This is a genomic window from Candidatus Micropelagos thuwalensis (genome assembly GCF_000469155.1).
GTDB lineage: Bacteria > Pseudomonadota > Alphaproteobacteria > RS24 > RS24 > Micropelagius > Micropelagius thuwalensis.
In genome coordinates this window covers 1-19545 of sequence record NZ_AWXE01000001.1, presented here as the reverse complement: position 1 = coordinate 19545, position 19545 = coordinate 1, and the positions used below count along the sequence as shown (strand labels likewise).

At 47.7% G+C, this 19545-nt stretch carries 18 protein-coding genes and 1 tRNA gene; all 19 read right to left on the bottom strand.

Translation table 11 applies throughout. The features are described from left to right. Positions 1 to 6: 6 nt before the first annotated feature. Positions 7 to 843 carry a 50S ribosomal protein L2 gene (gene rplB / locus RS24_RS00095; RefSeq protein ID WP_021776129.1) on the bottom strand — a complete coding sequence of 279 codons (837 nt, stop codon included), beginning with the start codon at positions 841 to 843 and terminating at the stop codon, positions 7 to 9. Between the two features lie 29 nt (positions 844 to 872). Further along, positions 873 to 1178 (bottom strand): 50S ribosomal protein L23, encoded by a 306-nt coding sequence (locus tag RS24_RS00090; RefSeq protein ID WP_021776128.1) that lies wholly within the window; start codon positions 1176 to 1178, stop codon positions 873 to 875. Further along, positions 1175 to 1795: a 50S ribosomal protein L4 gene (gene rplD, locus RS24_RS00085; protein WP_021776127.1), complete on the bottom strand. Its 621-nt coding sequence runs from the start codon at positions 1793 to 1795 to the stop codon at positions 1175 to 1177. Before rplD ends, RS24_RS00090 begins: the two co-directional genes overlap by 4 nt. Beyond that, positions 1795 to 2655 carry a 50S ribosomal protein L3 gene (gene rplC, locus RS24_RS00080; RefSeq protein WP_021776126.1) on the bottom strand — a complete coding sequence of 287 codons (861 nt, stop codon included), beginning with the start codon at positions 2653 to 2655 and terminating at the stop codon, positions 1795 to 1797. The genes rplD and rplC overlap by 1 nt, the downstream gene beginning before the upstream one ends. Positions 2656 to 2676: 21 nt before the next feature. Continuing rightward, on the bottom strand, positions 2677 to 2988 hold the full coding sequence (gene rpsJ / locus RS24_RS00075) for a 30S ribosomal protein S10 (protein ID WP_008520583.1): 312 nt from the start codon (positions 2986 to 2988) through the stop codon (positions 2677 to 2679). 28 nt (positions 2989 to 3016) lie between these two features. After that, positions 3017 to 4207, bottom strand: coding sequence for an elongation factor Tu (gene tuf, locus RS24_RS00070; RefSeq protein WP_021776125.1), 1191 nt, complete (start codon positions 4205 to 4207; stop codon positions 3017 to 3019). Positions 4208 to 4254: 47 nt separating this feature from the next. Next, positions 4255 to 6330, bottom strand: coding sequence for an elongation factor G (fusA, locus tag RS24_RS00065; RefSeq protein WP_021776124.1), 2076 nt, complete (start codon positions 6328 to 6330; stop codon positions 4255 to 4257). A 23-nt stretch (positions 6331 to 6353) separates the two neighbouring features. Continuing rightward, positions 6354 to 6824: a 30S ribosomal protein S7 gene (gene rpsG / locus RS24_RS00060; RefSeq protein ID WP_021776123.1), complete on the bottom strand. Its 471-nt coding sequence runs from the start codon at positions 6822 to 6824 to the stop codon at positions 6354 to 6356. A 12-nt stretch (positions 6825 to 6836) separates the two neighbouring features. After that, a complete protein-coding gene (rpsL, locus tag RS24_RS00055) occupies positions 6837 to 7208 on the bottom strand; it encodes a 30S ribosomal protein S12 (protein WP_038300384.1) in 372 nt (123 codons plus the stop codon). 334 nt (positions 7209 to 7542) lie between these two features. Continuing rightward, the gene (gene rpoC, locus RS24_RS00050; RefSeq protein ID WP_021776122.1) at positions 7543 to 11709 is read right to left on the bottom strand and encodes a DNA-directed RNA polymerase subunit beta'; all 4167 of its coding nucleotides are present in this window, start codon (positions 11707 to 11709) and stop codon (positions 7543 to 7545) included. 56 nt (positions 11710 to 11765) lie between these two features. Continuing rightward, positions 11766 to 15857: a DNA-directed RNA polymerase subunit beta gene (gene rpoB / locus RS24_RS00045; protein ID WP_021776121.1), complete on the bottom strand. Its 4092-nt coding sequence runs from the start codon at positions 15855 to 15857 to the stop codon at positions 11766 to 11768. Between the two features lie 110 nt (positions 15858 to 15967). Next, on the bottom strand, positions 15968 to 16345 hold the full coding sequence (gene rplL / locus RS24_RS00040; protein WP_021776120.1) for a 50S ribosomal protein L7/L12: 378 nt from the start codon (positions 16343 to 16345) through the stop codon (positions 15968 to 15970). A gap of 36 nt (positions 16346 to 16381) precedes the next feature. Continuing rightward, a complete protein-coding gene (rplJ, locus tag RS24_RS00035) occupies positions 16382 to 16897 on the bottom strand; it encodes a 50S ribosomal protein L10 (protein WP_021776119.1) in 516 nt (171 codons plus the stop codon). A gap of 273 nt (positions 16898 to 17170) precedes the next feature. Next, entirely contained in the window at positions 17171 to 17866 is a 696-nt protein-coding gene (gene rplA / locus RS24_RS00030) for a 50S ribosomal protein L1 (protein ID WP_021776118.1), read from the bottom strand. Next, a complete protein-coding gene (rplK, locus tag RS24_RS00025) occupies positions 17866 to 18297 on the bottom strand; it encodes a 50S ribosomal protein L11 (protein WP_021776117.1) in 432 nt (143 codons plus the stop codon). Before rplK ends, rplA begins: the two co-directional genes overlap by 1 nt. Before the next feature lie 95 nt (positions 18298 to 18392). Continuing rightward, positions 18393 to 18923, bottom strand: a complete 531-nt coding sequence (gene nusG / locus RS24_RS00020) for a transcription termination/antitermination protein NusG (RefSeq protein ID WP_021776116.1) — start codon at positions 18921 to 18923, stop codon at positions 18393 to 18395. Positions 18924 to 18929: 6 nt separating this feature from the next. Continuing rightward, positions 18930 to 19121, bottom strand: coding sequence for a preprotein translocase subunit SecE (gene secE, locus RS24_RS00015; protein ID WP_021776115.1), 192 nt, complete (start codon positions 19119 to 19121; stop codon positions 18930 to 18932). Between the two features lie 125 nt (positions 19122 to 19246). After that, a tRNA-Trp gene (locus RS24_RS00010) sits at positions 19247 to 19322 on the bottom strand. A 33-nt stretch (positions 19323 to 19355) separates the two neighbouring features. Then, the coding region (locus tag RS24_RS00005) for an EF-Tu C-terminal domain-related protein (RefSeq protein WP_021776114.1) at positions 19356 to 19545 on the bottom strand (190 nt) is incomplete at its 5' end.

Sequence of the window (19545 nt, the reverse complement as noted above, 5' to 3'; positions counted from 1 at the left end):
TTATTCCTAACGCTTTTTCTTCATATGGCGGCTGCGCAAAATATATTTGTCCGAAGATTTGTTCGAACGTGTGCGCTTACCTTTTGTTGATTTACCCCACGGAGTCACAGGATGACGTCCGCCCGATGTTTTACCTTCACCACCACCATGCGGGTGATCTACCGGGTTCATGGCAACACCACGCACGCTCGGTCTTTTACCCATCCAGCGGTTACGACCTGCTTTGGCAAGCTTGATATTGCTCTGATCAGGATTTGAAACAGCCCCGATGGTTGCCATGCAATCACCATGAATAAGGCGCTGCTCACCTGAACCTAGACGAATAATCGCATAGGTTTGATCACGCCCAACAATCTGGGCGAATGCACCGGCAGAACGAGCAATCTGACCACCCTTACCTGGCTTCATCTCAATATTATGAATAATGGAACCGATTGGAACGGAACGCAATGGCATCGCACAACCCGGCTTCACATCAACTTTTTCACCAGCAATCACCTTATCGCCAACACCCAGACGCTGAGGCGCAATGATGTAAGCCAGTTCACCATCTTCATATTTGATAAGCGCAATAAAAGCGGTTCTGTTAGGATCATATTCCAGACGCTCAACCGTCGCAGCCATATCCCATTTACGGCGTTTAAAGTCGATAATTCTGTAACTGCGTTTGTGACCACCACCGCGACGACGCGCTGTAATTCGACCGGCGTTGTTACGCCCGCCGGATTTGGTCAAGCCTTCAGTTAACGTCTTAACCGGTTTGCCTTTATGCAGCGCAGAACGGTCAACAAGTATCAAACCGCGCTGACCGGGAGTCGTTGGATTGTATGTTTTTAATGCCATAGCTTTATAACCTTTTCATGATGTCCGGATTAGAGACCGGTCGTCACATCAATCGAATGCCCCTCTTCAAGCGTTACAATCGCGCGCTTACTATCGCTCTGCTTACCCAAAATCCCGCGAAAACGTTTAACCTTACCTTTGCGGTTAAGCGTGTTAACGGCCTTAACTTTGACATCAAACAGCGCTTCAACAGCTTCCTTGATGGAAGGTTTGTCTGCATCCGACGCCACATTGAAAACAACTTGATTATGCTCAGAAGCCATTGTTGCTTTCTCGGTAATGACAGGATCGCGCAGAATATCATAATGACGGGGCGTTGCCTTTACTTTGCTCATTTGAAACGCTCCTCAAGGCTGTCAATTGCGGCCTTTGTTAAAACCAAATGATCACGGCGCAGAATGTCATAAACATTAATACCCTGAACCGGCAGCACATCGATTTTCTCGATGTTGCGTGCAGCACGTGCGAAGTTTTCATTCACATCACTACCATCAATAATTAAGGCTGAAGTAATACCCAGCTTAGTGAGCTGGTTACGCAAGACGGATGTCTTACCGTCTTTAGACTCTGCCTTATCGAGAACAATCAGTTGCTCAGCTTTAACCTTACTGGACAAAGCTGTTTTCAGCGCAAGTGTACGAACTTTTTTCGGCAATTTAGTCGCATGGCTTCTGACAACAGGGCCATGTGCGCGCCCACCACCAATAAAAATATTAGATTTGCGGTTACCGTGACGTGCACCACCGCCACCCTTTTGGCGACCGAATTTTTTAGTAGTACCGACAATTTCACTACGGTTTTTGGTTTTGTGTGTACCGGCCTGACGGCTTGCAAGCTGGTAATTAACCATGCGGTGCAAAAGATCAGCACGCAAATCAAGACCATAAACACTGTCGTTAAGATCAACTGTGCCGGATTTGGTGGCTTCAAGTGTGGTTACATCTGTTTTCATCACTCGCCCCCCTTATCTTCTTCTGCCGGAGCTTCTTCAGAAACAGTCTCCTCTGCCGGAGCTTCTTCAGCGGCAACATCTTCTGTTGCTGCTTCTTCGACAACAGCCTCCTCAAATGGCGTTTCTTCTGCTTGTGTTTCTTCTGCTGGCGCTTCATCAACTGGTGTTTCCTGAGAAGGTGAATTCAGTTCGACAATCGCAGCCGGCATTGGCACACCCTCTGGAAGCGGACGCTTGGCAGCATCACGCAAAAGCACCCAACCGCCCTTAGAACCGGGTACGGCGCCTTTAACCATGATAAGGCCACGCATAACGTCCGTTTTAACAACCGTCAGGTTTTGCGTGGTTACACTCGCATCACCCATGTGACCGGCCATTTTTTTACCTTTGAACACCTTACCAGGATCCTGGCATTGGCCCGTTGAGCCGTGACTACGGTGCGAGATTGATACACCGTGAGACGCGCGCAAACCACCAAAATTATGGCGTTTCATGGCCCCGGCAAAACCCTTACCAATGCTTACACCGGTTGCATCAATTTTCTGGCCTTCCAGAAAATGATTGGCAGCCAGTTCAGCACCAATATCAATCAGATTATCTGCGGTAACTCGAAACTCTGCGAGTTTGCGCTTAGGCTCAACTTTAGCTTTAGCAAAATGCCCACGCAAAGCATTGGTCGTCCGTTTCACTTTTCTGAAACCGGAACCAAGCTGTACGGCATTATAACCGTCTTTATCTTCCGTGCGTTGGGCAACAACCTGACAATTATCAAGCTTCAATACTGTGACTGGCACATGTTGACCGTCCTCAGTAAATAGACGGGTCATTCCAACTTTCTGCACGATCACTCCGGACCGCATGGCTACTCTCCTTCGCTCACTCTAGAGCTTAATTTGAACATCAACACCAGCTGGAAGATCCAGCTTCATTAATGCGTCGACTGTTTGGGGTGTTGGATCAACAATATCCAACATGCGCTTATGGGTACGGATTTCGAATTGCTCACGACTTTTCTTGTCAATGTGCGGCCCACGCAAAACAGTATATTTTTCAATATGTGTCGGCAAAGGAATGGGACCGCGTACATCGGCACCTGTCCTTTTGGCTGTATTCAAAATCTCAAGCGCGGAATTATCCAAAACGCGATGATCAAAAGCTTTCAGCCGAATACGGATATTTTGGTTTTGTACCATTTCCCAATCCTAACCTTACCTAGAAGTCCTACTCGATGATTGATGAGACGACGCCTGCGCCGACTGTTCTGCCGCCTTCACGGATCGCAAAGCGCAGTTTCTCTTCCATCGCAATTGGCACAATCAGTTCAACTTCCATCTCAACATTATCGCCGGGCATAACCATCTCAGTACCGCTCGGCAACTGACAAACACCCGTCACATCCGTCGTACGGAAGTAAAACTGCGGACGATAATTCGTGAAGAATGGCGTATGACGACCACCCTCCTCTTTCGTCAAAATATAAGCCTCAGCCTTGAACTTCGTGTGTGGCTTGATCGTGCCGGGATGACAAAGAACCTGACCACGCTCAACTTCCTCACGCTTCGTACCACGAAGAAGAACACCAACATTATCGCCAGCCTCACCTTGATCAAGAAGCTTGCGGAACATCTCAACACCAGTACAAGTCGTCGTCTGGGTCTCTTTGATACCAACAATCTCAATCTCTTCGCCAACATTGATAATACCCCGCTCAACACGACCCGTAACAACCGTACCACGACCAGAAATCGAGAAAACATCCTCAATCGGCATCAAAAATGGCTGATCCTTAGGGCGGTCTGGCTGAGGAATATAAGCGTCAACCTCACTCATAAGTGACAAAATCGCTTCCTTGCCAATCGTATCATCACGACCCTCAAGCGCCGCAAGCGCAGAACCCTTAACAATCGGAATATCGTCGCCAGGGAACTCATAAGAAGATAAAAGCTCACGAACCTCCATCTCAACAAGCTCAAGAAGCTCATCATCGTCAACCTGGTCAACCTTGTTCAAAAAAACAACAAGTGCAGGAACACCAACCTGACGCGCAAGAAGAATATGCTCACGCGTCTGAGGCATAGGACCATCGGCAGCGTTAACAACCAAAATCGCGCCATCCATCTGAGCCGCTCCAGTAATCATGTTCTTCACATAGTCAGCGTGACCAGGGCAATCAACATGCGCATAGTGACGACCTTCAGTCTCATACTCAACGTGAGCCGTGGAAATCGTGATGCCGCGCTCCTTCTCCTCTGGGGCCTTATCAATATCAGCATAATCAGAAAACTCAGCTCCGCCATGCTCAGACAAAACCTTCGTAATCGCTGCCGTCAACGTCGTCTTACCATGGTCAACGTGACCAATCGTGCCAATGTTAACGTGGGGCTTCGTGCGCTCAAACTTCTCTTTCGACATGTCTATCTCTCTCCAGCTTGATGATGTTCTAAATACTCAATTAATTGTTAGGCCAGTTGTGACAGAACTTCATCTGACACGGCTTGTGGCACGGGTTCATAGTGATCAAAAAGCATACTGTACTGGGCACGGCCCTGTGTCATAGAACGCAAATTGTTCACATAACCAAACATATTTGCCAAAGGCACCATTGATTCAATTACCGAAGCATTGCCTCTGGCTTCTGTACCGCGAACCTGCCCACGACGACTGTTTAGGTCACCAATAACATCGCCCATATGCTCGTCTGGGGTAACAACCTCAACAGCCATGATAGGCTCCAGCAATTTCGCACCGGCTTCTCTAGAAGCTTCACGGAAAGCAGCACGTGCAGCGATTTCGAATGCCATGACACTGGAGTCAACATCGTGATATGCCCCATCATGAAGGATGACTTTGAAGTCAATCATCGGGAAACCTGCAAGCACGCCATTTTCACGGACGCTTTCAATGCCCTTTTCAACGCCAGGGATATATTCCTTAGGAATGGCACCACCGACAATTTTGTTTTCAAACTCAAACCCGCCACCCGGCTCAAGTGGCTCGATAGTCATTTTCACACGAGCGAACTGACCGGAACCACCCGTTTGTTTTTTGTGCGTGTAATCAACATCGGTTACCTTTGTGAAGGTCTCGCGATAAGCCACTTGCGGTGCACCAACATTGGCCTCCACCTTGAACTCACGCTTCATGCGATCAACAATGATATCAAGATGTAACTCGCCCATACCGGCGATAACGGTCTGACCGCTTTCTTCGTCGGATTTAACACGGAAAGACGGGTCTTCCTGCGCCAGGCGACTCAAAGCAAGACCCATTTTTTCTTGGTCTCCCTTGGTTTTCGGCTCAACAGCAACCTCGATCACTGGATCTGGGAATTCCATTCTTTCCAAAATAACAGGGCTTTCTTGCACGCATAATGTGTCACCTGTTGTTGTGTCTTTCAGACCAACAAGGGCAACAATGTCACCGGCAACAGCATCTTTAATTTCTTCACGGGAATTAGCATGCATTTGAAGCATACGACCGATACGCTCACGCTTATCTTTCACAGTATTGACAAGCGTCTGACCACTTTCAAGCTTACCGGAATAAATACGGGCGAAAGTCAAAGAGCCAACAAACGGATCATTGGCAATTTTAAAAGCCAGCATAGACAGTGGCGCATCGTCAGAGCTTTCACGTGTAATTTCTTCTTCTGTTTTGGCATCAATACCGGTAATCGCAGGGACATCTAGCGGTGATGGCATAAAGTTCACCACAGCGTCGAGTAAAGGCTGAACACCTTTGTTTTTAAACGCTGTCCCATTCAGAACAGGTACAAAGTTTTGATCAATCGTGCCTTTACGAATGCAGCGAATGAGGGTTTCTTCGTCAGGCTCCTCACCTTCAAGATAGGCTTCCATGACATCATCATCAACCTCAACAGCCATTTCGATGAGCATGGAGCGATATTCGTCGGCTTGCGCTTTAAGGTCGTCACGGATATCGACATATTCATATTCCGCGCCAAGATCCTCAGCTTTCCAGAGAACTTCCTTCATTTTGATGAGATCTATAAGACCTTCATACTCGGCCTCAGCACCAATCGGTAACTGAGCTACCAACGGCGTTGACCCCAAACGGTCTTTAATCATTTCAACACATCTAAAGAAGTCTGCGCCCGTGCGATCCATTTTATTAACAAAACACATACGCGGGACAGAATATTTATCCGCCTGACGCCAAACTGTTTCAGATTGCGGCTCAACGCCAGCAACAGAGTCAAAAACAGCGACAGCACCATCCAAAACCCGCAAAGAACGCTCAACCTCAATAGTGAAGTCAACGTGACCGGGTGTGTCGATGATGTTAATACGCTTATCATTCCAAAAACAGGTCGTGGCAGCGGATGTAATAGTGATACCGCGCTCTTGTTCTTGCTCCATCCAGTCCATAGTGGCCGCACCATCATGGACTTCGCCAATTTTATAGCTAACGCCGGTATAGTAAAGAATCCGTTCTGTCGTTGTCGTCTTGCCGGCATCAATGTGAGCCATGATGCCGATATTGCGATAATCTTCTAGGGGCGTTTTACGAGACATTCTTGGGATCCTTTAGATTTCAATTACCAGCGATAATGTGAGAAGGCACGGTTGGCCTCCGCCATACGGTGCGTATCTTCGCGTTTTTTAACAGCATTACCGCGATTATTAACGGCATCCAGAAACTCACCAGCCAGACGATCAACCATGGTGTTTTCACCGCGGGCACGCGCAGCAGCAATCAACCAGCGAATAGCAAGCGCAGCCTTACGATCGGCGCGGACTTCAACCGGCACTTGATATGTTGCACCCCCCACACGACGCGAGCGAACCTCAACAGCAGGCATCACATTTTCAAGGGCCTCATGGAAGACCTCGACAGGGTTACGACTAATTTTGCTTTCAACCTGATCAAGCGCGGCATAGAGAATTTTTTCTGCGATTGATTTTTTACCGTGCAACATGAGGCTGTTCATGAACTTGGTCAGAACAACATCCCCATATTTGGCATCAGGGTTAATTTCTCGTTTTTCTGCGCGATGGCGACGTGACATAGTAAAAAACTCCTATTTCGGACGCTTCGCGCCATATTTAGAACGGCGCTGCTTACGGTCTTTAACGCCCTGCGTATCCAGAACACCGCGTACAATATGATAACGAACACCTGGCAGGTCTTTAACACGACCTCCGCGAATCATGACAACGGAGTGCTCCTGAAGATTATGACCCTCGCCGGGTATGTAACTCGTCACCTCAAACCCGTTCGTCAAACGAACACGCGCCACTTTACGCAGCGCGGAGTTTGGTTTTTTTGGTGTCGTTGTATAAACGCGTGTGCAAACACCGCGTTTTTGCGGACAGGCTTCCATGGCTGGAACCTTATTCCGTTTTACAATCTTTTTCCGCGGCTTGCGGATCAACTGGTTTATCGTTGGCATATGTCTCGCCCAATTTCCAAACACAAAAAAGGCTTCTCTGCGCGTCCAAATTCAGACACAAGAAAAACCAAAAAGTCTGCAGACACCGCCTAAATCGAAAAGGTCTGAAGACTCACTTCACAGAGGATTTCGGATTAGCCGAAATCATGCACCCAATAATTACTTCAATAAAACAACAGCGTTTAGGTATTTGATATGCCACCAAAGTCGCGACATATATTATGAACCTACGGCCCTGCTACTAAAGTGTGTGTTTTTTAGCTAATGCAACTCACACTGTCAACCGGATTTCAAGAGAAATTCAAGGTTTTTACACCTTAAATTTCTCTCAAAACTAAACCTCAGTTTCTAGTGTAGTTTCAACGTCAACCTCATCTTCTAAGAGTGCTTTATCACGCTCAGAAGCTTCGGATTTCAGACGTTGCATCACCCCGCCAGTACCGGCAGGTATCAGACGTCCGACAATGACATTTTCTTTCAGACCAACGAGGCTATCTTCTTTACCGTTAATGGCAGCTTCAGTCAGCACGCGTGTGGTTTCCTGGAAGGAAGCCGCTGAGATAAATGACCGCGTCTGCAATGACGCTTTGGTGATCCCCAAAAGGACAGGCGAACCTTTAGCCGGCTCTTTGCCCTCCGCGACAAGCTTTTCATTGACTTCGTCAAATTCGACCCTGTCTGTCTGTTCACCCGGTAAAAAGTCGCTATCTCCTTGATTTTCAATTTCAATTTTCTGAAGCATTTGACGTACAATGACCTCAATATGCTTATCATTAATCGTCACGCCTTGCAGTCGGTAGACATCTTGAATTTCATTAACAAGGTATGCTGCAAGATCTTCAACACCGAAAATCGCCAAAATATCGTGCGGAGCCGGTAGACCATCAATCAGATAATCGCCTTTTTCAATACGATCCCCATCCTGAACGGAAAGGTGTTTGGCTTTAGGAACAAGATATTCAACTTTTTCAAGCGACTCGTCATCCGGGTGAATTGTAATCCGGCGTTTATTTTTATAATCACGCCCAAATTCAATTGTCCCGCCAATTTCAGCAATAATCGCATGCTCTTTTGGACGACGAGCCTCAAAAAGTTCGGCAACACGCGGCAGACCACCAGTAATATCACTGGATGTCGCGCCTTCAGTAGGAATACGCGCCAATGTATCACCGGCATGGACTTTGGCGCCTGCTTCAACTGACAAAATCGAGCCTACTGAAAGTAAGTATCTGGCTTCCTTACCGCTCGCCAGCGTTTTAATCGCACCTTTATCGTCTTTCAGAACAATGGCAGGCTTCAAATCAGCCGCTTTGGAACCAGATTGAGGGTCAATCACAACACGTTGGGAAATACCCGTCGCTTCGTCAGTCACCTCATTAATCGAGACACCTTCAACGACATCCTCAAAATGCACCTCCCCTTCGACTTCCGTCAGAATTGGCAGAGCATAAGGCTCCCATTCACCAATACGCTCGCCGCGCTTGATTTCATCGCCGTTTTTAACCCGCAAACGTGTACCGTATGTGAGTTTATGGCTTGCACGTTCAAGACCGTTTTCATCAACAATCTTAACTGTGACGTTACGATCCATAACAACAAGCCTGCCTGCACTATCTGAAACGACATTGACATTCTCAAGAGAAATCAAACCATCGGCATTGGCTTCCACGAAAGATTGGTCAACCACCTGCGCCGTACCACCAATGTGGAACGTCCGCATCGTCAGCTGCGTACCAGGCTCACCAATAGACTGTGCGGCAATAACACCAACAGCTTCACCCATATTCACAGGCGTTCCGCGTGCAAGGTCACGACCGTAACAATGAGCGCAAACACCGTGACGTGTTTCACAGGTCAGAACAGATCTAATTTTGATACCAACAAGATTTGCCGAGTCAATCGCATCGGCATGCTCTTCGAGGATCATCTCGCCTTTTTTGACGATAACTTCCCCGGTAACCGGATCAACAACATCATCCGTCGGAACACGACCAAGAACACGTTCAGACAAAGATGTGATCACTTCACCTGCATCAATTACAGCAGAAACAGTCAAACCTTCGGATGTACCGCAATCATCTTCCGTAATGATGCAATCTTGTGCAACATCAACAAGACGACGGGTCAGATAACCGGAGTTAGCAGTTTTCAGAGCTGTATCAGCAAGGCCTTTACGGGCCCCGTGAGTGGAGTTGAAGTATTCCAGAACCGAAAGACCTTCTTTAAAATTTGAAATAATCGGCGTTTCGATAATTTCACCAGAAGGTTTCGCCATCAGACCACGCATACCAGCCAATTGCTTCATCTGAGCAGGTGAACCACGCGCACCAGAATGAGCCATCATGTAGATGGAATTAATAAAGCCGTTCGGATCAGCATCCTCAGGATTCAGGGATGAAATTTTACCCATCATCACTTCAGCCACACGATCGGTACACTTCGCCCAGGCATCAACAACTTTGTTATATTTCTCGCCTTGCGTAATCAGGCCATCAATATATTGCTGTTCATATTCCTTAGCGAGTTGCTGAGTTTCATCTATCAGTGGCAGCTTCTCTTCAGGAATGACCATATCGTCTTTACCAAAGGAAATACCCGCCTTACAGGCCTGACGGAAACCGAGGAACATGATGTGGTCACAGAACAGAACTGTCTCTTTTTGACCGCAATGGCGATAGACAGAGTTAATCGCTTTAGAAATTTCTTTCTTCGTAAGCAATTTGTTCACCGTTGAATAAGGGACAGCAGGATGTTTTGGCAGTTCCTGCGCGACCATCATCCGACCTGGGGTGGTTTCGACGATTTCGGTAATCGGGTTACCTTCATCATCAAAACTGCCAACCCGTGCTTTAATCTTAGTGTGAATGGTCACAACACCGTTATCGAGTGCATGCTCGACTTCCGACATTGTGGCAAAAACCATACCTTCACCTGGGGCGCCTTCACGCATCAGAGTGATATAATAAAGGCCAAGGACAATATCCTGAGACGGAACAATAATCGGGGACCCGTTAGCCGGATGAAGAATATTATTCGTGGACATCATCAAAACACGCGCTTCAAGCTGTGCCTCAAGCGACAGCGGCACATGAACAGCCATTTGGTCGCCGTCAAAGTCCGCATTAAAAGCAGCACAAACAAGCGGGTGTAATTGAATGGCTTTACCTTCAATCAAAACCGGCTCAAATGCCTGGATACCAAGACGGTGAAGCGTCGGCGCACGGTTCAACAAAACCGGATGCTCACGAATAACTTCATCCAGAATATCCCAAACTTCAGGACGTGCTTTCTCAACCATCTTCTTAGACTGCTTAACAGTAGAAGACAGGCCTTTGGCCTCAAGCCGTGCATAAATAAATGGTTTAAACAGTTCCAGCGCCATTTTCTTCGGCAGGCCGCATTGATGCAATTTTAGCTCCGGGCCGACCACAATCACCGAACGACCAGAATAATCAACACGTTTACCGAGCAAGTTCTGACGGAAACGCCCTTGCTTACCTTTCAACATATCAGAGAGTGATTTCAACGGACGCTTGTTCGCTCCCGTAATCACCCGACCACGACGTCCATTATCAAATAACGCATCGACAGACTCCTGAAGCATACGCTTTTCGTTACGGATAATGATATCCGGCGCACGCAACTCAATCAGTCTTTTCAAACGATTGTTACGGTTGATGACGCGGCGATACAAATCGTTCAGGTCAGAGGTTGCAAAACGACCACCATCCAGCGGTACAAGCGGACGCAGTTCCGGCGGAATAACCGGAATGACAGTCATAATCATCCATTCAGGACGGTTATTTGACTTCAAAAAGGCTTCAACAACCTTAAGGCGCTTAGCAAGTTTCTTTGGCTTCAACTCAGTCGTGGCTTCTGCGATTTCAACTTTCAAAAAGTCACGAAGTTCTTCGAGATCCAGCTCGGCGAGCATAATACGGATGGCTTCAGCACCGATACCGGCGACAAAACTATCATCGCCATACTCATCCATGGCTTCATAATATTCATCTTCGGTCAGCAACTGGCCTTTACTCAAACCCGTCAGCATAGGATCGAGAACAATAAAGTTCTCAAAATAAAGCACACGCTCCAGGTCTTTCAATGTCATATCCAACAACAGACCGATACGACTTGGCAATGATTTCAAAAACCAGATATGCGCAACAGGAGCAGCCAGTTCAATATGGCCCATACGCTCACGGCGTACCTTGGTCAACGTCACCTCGACACCGCATTTTTCGCAGATAATATCTTTATATTTCATGCGCTTATATTTGCCGCACAGACATTCATAATCCTTGATAGGCCCAAAAATTCTGGCACAGAAAAGACCGTCACGCTCTGGCTTGAAAGTACGATAATTGATTGTTTCAGGCTTTTTAATTTCGCCATATGACCAGGACAAAATCTTTTCAGGACTCGCGATGGAAATCCTAATCTGGTCAAACATTTGAACGCCCCCTTGAGGGCCGAAGATATTCATGACCTCTTGATTCATAGGTCGTTTCTCCTTCTCTGGTCAGCAGGCCATCTGCCGACTGTGGTACGAATTAACTACTCGCTCTGTTTACTTTCCGTCAGTTCGACATTGAGGCCGAGTGAACGAATTTCTTTAACCAAGACATTGAAGCTCTCAGGAATACCTGCCTCGAAAGCATCATCGCCTTTAACAATGGCTTCATAGACCTTGGTTCTACCCGCCACATCATCTGACTTAACGGTCAACATTTCCTGTAACGTATAGGCAGCACCATAAGCTTCCAACGCCCAAACTTCCATCTCACCAAATCGCTGACCACCAAATTGCGCTTTACCGCCAAGTGGTTGTTGCGTGACAAGACTGTATGGCCCGATAGAACGTGCGTGGATTTTATCATCAACCAAGTGGTGAAGTTTCAGCATATAAATATAGCCAACCGTCACTTTACGATCAAAGACCTCACCGGTCCGCCCGTCCCTAAGAACGACCTGACCGGACGCATCCATCCCCGCATTGGACAACACGTCAACAATGTCCTCTTCAACTGCGCCGTCAAATACCGGCGTAGCCATTGGCACACCTTTTCTAAGCGTGTAGCTCATTTCAACGGCTTCGCCTTCGGATAACTCCTCGACACCATTATCGCCTTCATAAATACCGGCAAGCGTCTGCTTAACCTGAGAAGCATCGCCGCTTTGCTCGTAGGCGGTAATCGCATCTGAAACCTGCTTACCAAGACCTGAACACGCCCAACCCAAATGGGTTTCAAGAATTTGACCGACATTCATCCGGCTTGGCACACCTAGCGGGTTGAGAACAATATCAACAGGTGTACCGTCCTCAAGATAAGGCATGTCTTCAACAGGCATAATCCGGCTGATAACACCTTTGTTACCATGACGACCGGCCATTTTATCGCCAGGTTGCAGCTTACGCTTAACAGCAACATAGACCTTGACCATTTTCATCACGCCCGGCGGCAACTCATCACCACGCTGAAGCTTTTCAACCTTGTCCTCAAAGCGAGCTTCCAGAGCTGCTCTGCTGTCTTCAAACTGCTTTTTCAAGGCTTCGACTTCGGACATAGCTTTGTCATTTTTGAGAGCAATCTGCCACCACTGACTGCGCGGCACATCCTCAAGCAAGGCTTCCGTGATTTTTGTTTCCGACGAAATATCCTTTGGACCGCTGGCGGCAATTTTGCCGTTTAACAACTCTTGCAGTCTGTCATAAACATTACGCTCAAGGATGAATAATTCATCATCACGGTCTTTTGCGAGGGCTTCGATTTCCTCACGCTCAATGGCCAATGCACGTTCGTCTTTTTCAATGCCGTGACGGTTGAAAACACGCACCTCCACAACCGTACCCGATGCACCGGGCGGAAGTTTCAGGGATGTGTCTCTCACATCAGAGGCTTTCTCTCCAAAAATGGCACGCAGAAGTTTTTCTTCCGGTGTCATAGGGCTTTCACCCTTCGGTGTAATCTTACCGACCAGAATGTCGCCTGGGTTCACCTCCGCGCCAATATAAACAATACCGGCTTCATCGAGGTTACGCAGAGCATCCTCACCGACATTGGGTATATCACGCGTAATTTCTTCAGGCCCCAGCTTAGTATCACGGGACATGATTTCGAACTCTTCAATATGAACCGAGGTAAACACATCATCGCGCACAATGCGTTCCGAAATCAGAATTGAGTCTTCGAAGTTGTAACCATTCCATGGCATAAACGCGACAAGCACGTTACGACCAAGTGCCAATTCACCTAATTCGGTGGAAGGGCCGTCGGCAACGACATCACCAGCCTGAACACGGTCACCTACCCTAACCAGCGGACGCTGATTAATACAAGTGGACTGATTAGAACGCTGGAACTTCCGAAGATTGTAAATATCAACGCCAGATTTTGAGGCATCGACCTCTTCCGTAACACGCACAACAATACGCGTCGCGTCAACCTGATCAACAATACCGGAGCGACGGGCGGTCACAGCCGCACCGCTGTCTCTCGCAACAACTTCTTCCATACCTGTACCAACAAGCGGCGCATCTGCTTGCAGCAGCGGCACAGCCTGACGCATCATATTGGAACCCATAAGCGCTCTGTTTGCGTCATCATTTTCAAGGAAAGGAATTAACGCCGCCGCAACAGAAACAATCTGCTTAGGTGATACATCAAGATAATTCACCATTTCAGGCGGCACCATCTCAAAGTCGCCATTCACACGACAGTTAATTAGCTCATTTTCAATGACACCTTTTTCATTAAATGAAATTGTCGCCTGCGCCACACGGTATCGGGCTTCTTCCATCGCAGAAAGATAATCCACCTGATCCGTCACTTTACCGTCAACCACTTTACGGTAAGGGCTCTCAATGAAGCCATATTTATTGATACGAGCAAATGTCGCCAGCGAGTTAATGAGACCGATATTCGGCCCCTCTGGCGTTTCAATCGGGCAAATTCTGCCGTAATGTGTTGGGTGTACGTCACGCACTTCAAAACCTGCTCGTTCACGCGTTAAACCACCCGGGCCAAGGGCTGAAAGACGACGCTTATGCGTAATCTCAGAAAGAGGATTGGTTTGGTCCATGAACTGAGAAAGCTGGGATGACCCAAAGAACTCACGAACCGCAGCAGCAGCAGGTTTTGCATTAATCAAATCCTGCGGCATCACCGTATCATTATCGACAGAACTCATGCGCTCACGAATAGCACGCTCCATGCGCAAAAGACCGACACGATATTGGTTTTCCATCAGCTCACCGACGGACCGCACACGACGGTTTCCAAGATTATCGATATCGTCAATCTCGCCCTTGCCATCACGCAAATCAACAAGTGTCCGCATTACGGCGACGATATCTTCTTTCCTTAGAATTTTGACATCGTCATCACAATCCAATTCAAGACGAATATTCATTTTCACACGGCCAACAGATGAAAGGTCATATCTTTCTTCATCAAAGAAAAGACCATCAAACAGGGTTTGAGCTGTCTCAGCTGTCGGCGGCTCACCCGGGCGCATGACACGATAAATTTCTTCAAGCGCTGTCAGCTTGTCTGAAGACTTATCCGCCTGCAACGTGTTACGGATAAACGGACCTTTATTAATCGGATCCGTATTCAGTGTGGAAATTTCCGTGTGACCATTTTCAAGCAATGAAGCAAGCAAGTCTTCGGTAATCTCGTCACCGGCTTCGGCATAGATCTCACCAGTTTCCATGTTGAAGACCTCTTCAGCAAGGAAACGACCAATCACTTCCTCATCACTGACGAGAAGATTTTCAAGCCCATCTTCTTCGAGGTTTTTAGCAAGGCGCGGGGTAATTTTCTTGCCAGCTTCAATTGCCACTTTTCCAGTTTTGGCGTCAATTAAATCAAAAGCAGGTTTTGTACCGCGACGGGCATCCTTATCAAAAGGTGTAACCCATTTATCATCCTTGCGCGAGAAGTTGATGCTTTCATAGAACAGAGACAAGATTTCTTCATCATCAAAGTCAAGCGCATGCAACAGCATTGTTGCCGGCAGTTTCCGACGGCGATCAATACGTACAAAAAGAATATCTTTAGCGTCAAATTCAAAATCGAGCCAGGAGCCACGATAAGGGATAACGCGCGCCGCAAACAGAAGCTTGCCTGAGGCATGGGTTTTCCCGCGATCATGATCAAAAAATACGCCAGGGCTCCGGTGCATTTGAGAAACAATAACCCGCTCGGTGCCATTCACAACAAATGTGCCGTTAGAAGTCATAAGCGGCAAATCGCCCATGTAAACTTCTTGTTGTTTAATGCCTTTAATTGAACGTGCCTCGGTTTCCTCATCTACATCATAAACAATGAGATTGAGCGTAACCTTGAGTGGAGCGGCAAAGGTCATGCCACGTTGTTGACATTCCTCAACATCATATTTCGGTTGTTCAAATTCATAAGATACGAATTCCAGTCGAGATGTTTTCGCGAAATCATCGATTGGAAAAACCGATTTAAATACGGCCTGCAGGCCCATATCTTCCCGACCGCCATCAGGTTCTTCCGCCTGCAAAAACTGATCATAGGAATATTTTTGAACCTCAATGAGGTTAGGCATATCCAGAACTTTAGGGATACGTCCAAAAGAGCGTCTTATACGTTTGCGTCCGGCATAAGCTTGCGACATGTGGTTTCCTCGCTCGCAGCAATAAATTTTACGGAGTAATAAGTAATATACGCATCCCCACACTCCGTGGATGAGGATGTCAGGGGCGGGGCTAACCCCGCCCCATCAACTTATTTAAGCTCTACAGTAGCACCTGCGGCTTCGAGTTTTTCTTTCAACTCGTTGGCTTCTGCAGCTGGAACGTCTTCTTTGACATCTTTCGGTGCGCTTTCCACGATTTCCTTAGCTTCTTTCAAACCAAGGCCGGTAATCGCCCGAACCTCTTTGATGACGTTGATTTTCTGGTCGCCAGCAGCAGCCAGAACAATGGTGAAGCTGTCTTTTTCTTCAGCAGCACCACCAGCATCGCCTGCAGGAGCCGCAGCAGCAACAGCTACTGGGGCCGCAGCAGAAACGCCCCACTTCTCTTCAAGAAGTGTTGACAGTTCTGCAGCTTCAAGCACTGTCAGGCTTGAGAGTTCTTCAGCAATCTTTTCAAGATCAGCCATATTTTCTACTCCTTCAAATATCCGGATTGGCTTTAATTAAGCCTCACCCTTCGCAGCATAAGCACCAATAACCCGCGCCAGTTGACCAGCAGGGGCTTGCGTTACACCGGCTATTTTTGTAGCTGGTGCATTCAATAATCCGACAAGTTTGCCCCTAAGAGCATCCAATGATGGCAATGATGCCAGATTTTTAACCTCAACCTCATTCAGGATTTTGTCGCCCATAACCCCACCCAATAATTTTAGGTCTTGGTTATCTTTAGCAAAATCAGCGGCAATCTTTGGCGCGGCGACTGGATCTTCAGAATAGACGATCGCAGTTGGGCCGTTAAAAAGGTCAACCAGAGGTTCAGCATTAGTATCTGCGAGAGCGAGTTTAACCAAACGGTTCTTGGTAACTTTTACGCTACCGCCAACCTCGGCCGCACGATGACGCAGATCTTCCATTTGCGGCACCGTCAACCCGGCATAGTGGGTGACAACCACAACGCCAGCATCTGCAAAGACGCCACCGAAGTGCTCAACGAGCTTTTCTTTTGTCGCTCTATCCACTTTCTCTCTCCGTGCGCACAACCCCTGTGCGCTTGGGGGCGGACGTCGTGGCCTATAAAGCCTAAACGACACACCGGTTCAGTTTTGCCCAGTTAGCTAAGCCAAAGCTCAGATAAATCGACAGTTCATCTGTCCCGGGTCCAGCCCAAACCGGTAAAACCGGTAAAACCTTCACCCGTCTCATCCGGGAAATTAAGCCGCTAATAGCGACACCCGAAATCTCGGACAGTCATTCGACGGTAAAACCGCCTATCTGGCGCAAACGCCAAATATTTAGCCGTCGGCAGCAGCCGCGACGTCAATCTTCACACCAGGCCCCATAGAGGAACTCAGCGCGATACGTTTAATAAATGTTCCTTTCGCACCGCTAGGGCGCGCTTTTTGTACAGCAGTCAAGAATGCCTGAACATTTCCGGTAATTTGCTCTTCACTGAAACTGGCCTTACCAACACCAGCATGAACAATACCCGCTTTTTCTACACGGAATTCAACCGCACCACCCTTAGCCGCCTTAACAGCTTCGGCAACATCTGTCGTCACAGTGCCAACTTTCGGATTCGGCATCAAATTACGCGGGCCAAGCACTTTACCCAAGCGACCAACAAGCGGCATCATATCCGGCGTGGCAATGCACCGATCAAAATCGATTGTGCCAGCCTGAACCGTTTCCATAAGATCCTCAGCACCGACTAAATCTGCACCGGCTTCCTTGGCCTCATCAGCTTTGGCGTCTTTTGCAAAAACAGCAACACGAACAGAACGTCCACTACCATTCGGCAATTCAACGACGCCGCGAACCATTTGGTCAGCGTGACGCGGGTCAACGCCAAGATTCAAAGCAACCTCAATGGTTTCGTCAAATTTCGCGGTTGCGCGTTCTTTAACAAGCTTTACGGCTTCCTCAAGGGAATATAGTTTTTTGGGGTCAATGCCTTCTCTGGCGGATTTAATGCGTTTTGCAGTAGCCATTACGCCCCCCTCACTTCTAGACCCATGGCGCGGGCAGAACCAGCAATTTGCTTGGCAGCTTGTTCCACATCATTGGTATTGAGGTCTTTTAATTTCTCATTGGCGATTTCACGACACTGATCCATCGTGACAGACCCGGCAACTTCACGACCTGGCAGACTGCCACCTTTGGATAATTTAGCTGCCTTTCTGAGATAAAAAGAAGCTGGCGGCGTCTTAATCTCGAATGTGAAAGACTTGTCTTCGAAGATCGTCACAATTGTTGGAATAGGAATATCTTTTTCCATTTCCTGCGTCTTGGCATTAAACGCCTTGCAAAATTCCATGATATTCAACCCACGCTGTCCCAGCGCTGGACCGATGGGCGGGGATGGGCTTGCGCCTCCCGCCGGCACCTGCATTTTCAGGTAGCCTTCAATCTTTTTAGCCATCTCTCGTTCCTTTCATCCAGAAGCATCCAACTTCCGGCATTGCGATTATGGTCCGCGGTCCAACACGTCAAATGACGCTCCCGCGTTATTCATGTTCAGAGTTTTTCAACCTGCCCATATTCAAGCTCGACCGGCGTAGCCCGACCGAAAATTGACACGGAAACTTTCAACCGTGCCTTTTCTTCATCAATCTCTTCGACAAGACCGTTGAAGGAAGCGAAAGGCCCGTCACAAACACGGATCTGCTCGCCAATTTCGTAAATCACTGAAGGTTTCGGACGCTCTACCCCCTCTTGCACCTGATTAACGATGCGATCAACTTCGCGTTGAGGGATAGGTGTCGGACGGTTTTCAGCACCCAGAAAACCCGTAACCTTCGGTGTATTTTTTACCAAATGATATGCATCATCTGTCAAATCCACTTTAACCAGCACATAACCGGGGAAAAACTTGCGTTCTGCATTTACCTTGCGTCCACGTCTTAGCTCGACCACCTCTTCGGTAGGGACCAGAATTTCTTCAAAGAGATCCTCCAAACCCGAAATGCGCGCTTGCTCCTGAATGCTGTCAGCCACCTTCTGTTCGAAGTTAGAATAGGCGTGCACGATGTACCATTTATGAGCCATCAATTATTAATTCCCAATATCCAGAAGTAGCTGAACTAAAAAGCCGAATATCTGGTCAGCAATGAAAAAGAAAACAGAAGCAATCACGGCCATTATGAAAACCATCACAGTCGTAATCATGGTTTCCCGACGTGTCGGCCATGTAACCTTGCGGACTTCGGAACGAACTTCCTGCAGAAATCCAAATGGGTTTGCCATGATGAGCCTCTTCTTCCTATGTGTCAGGATAACGCAACTATTCCTGACCTTCAAAACTTTATAAATCCTGCCTAATTAACAGAGACCTATTGAGCCTTACGCTTTTTAGGGTGTCTCCTTACCGGTGGCAGGAGTGGAGGGACTCGAACCCCCAACCCCCGGTTTTGGAGACCGGTGCTCTACCAATTGAGCTACACTCCTAAAGCGATAATTCTATTCACCTTTATAGAAGTCCTACTCGATGATTGATGAGACGACGCCTGCGCCGACTGTTCTGCCGCCTTCACGGATCGCAAAGCGCAGTTTCTCTTCCATCGCAATTGGCACAATCAGTTCAACTTCCATCTCAACATTATCGCCGGGCATAACCATCTCAGTACCGCTCGGCAACTGACAAACACCCGTCACATCCGTCGTACGGAAG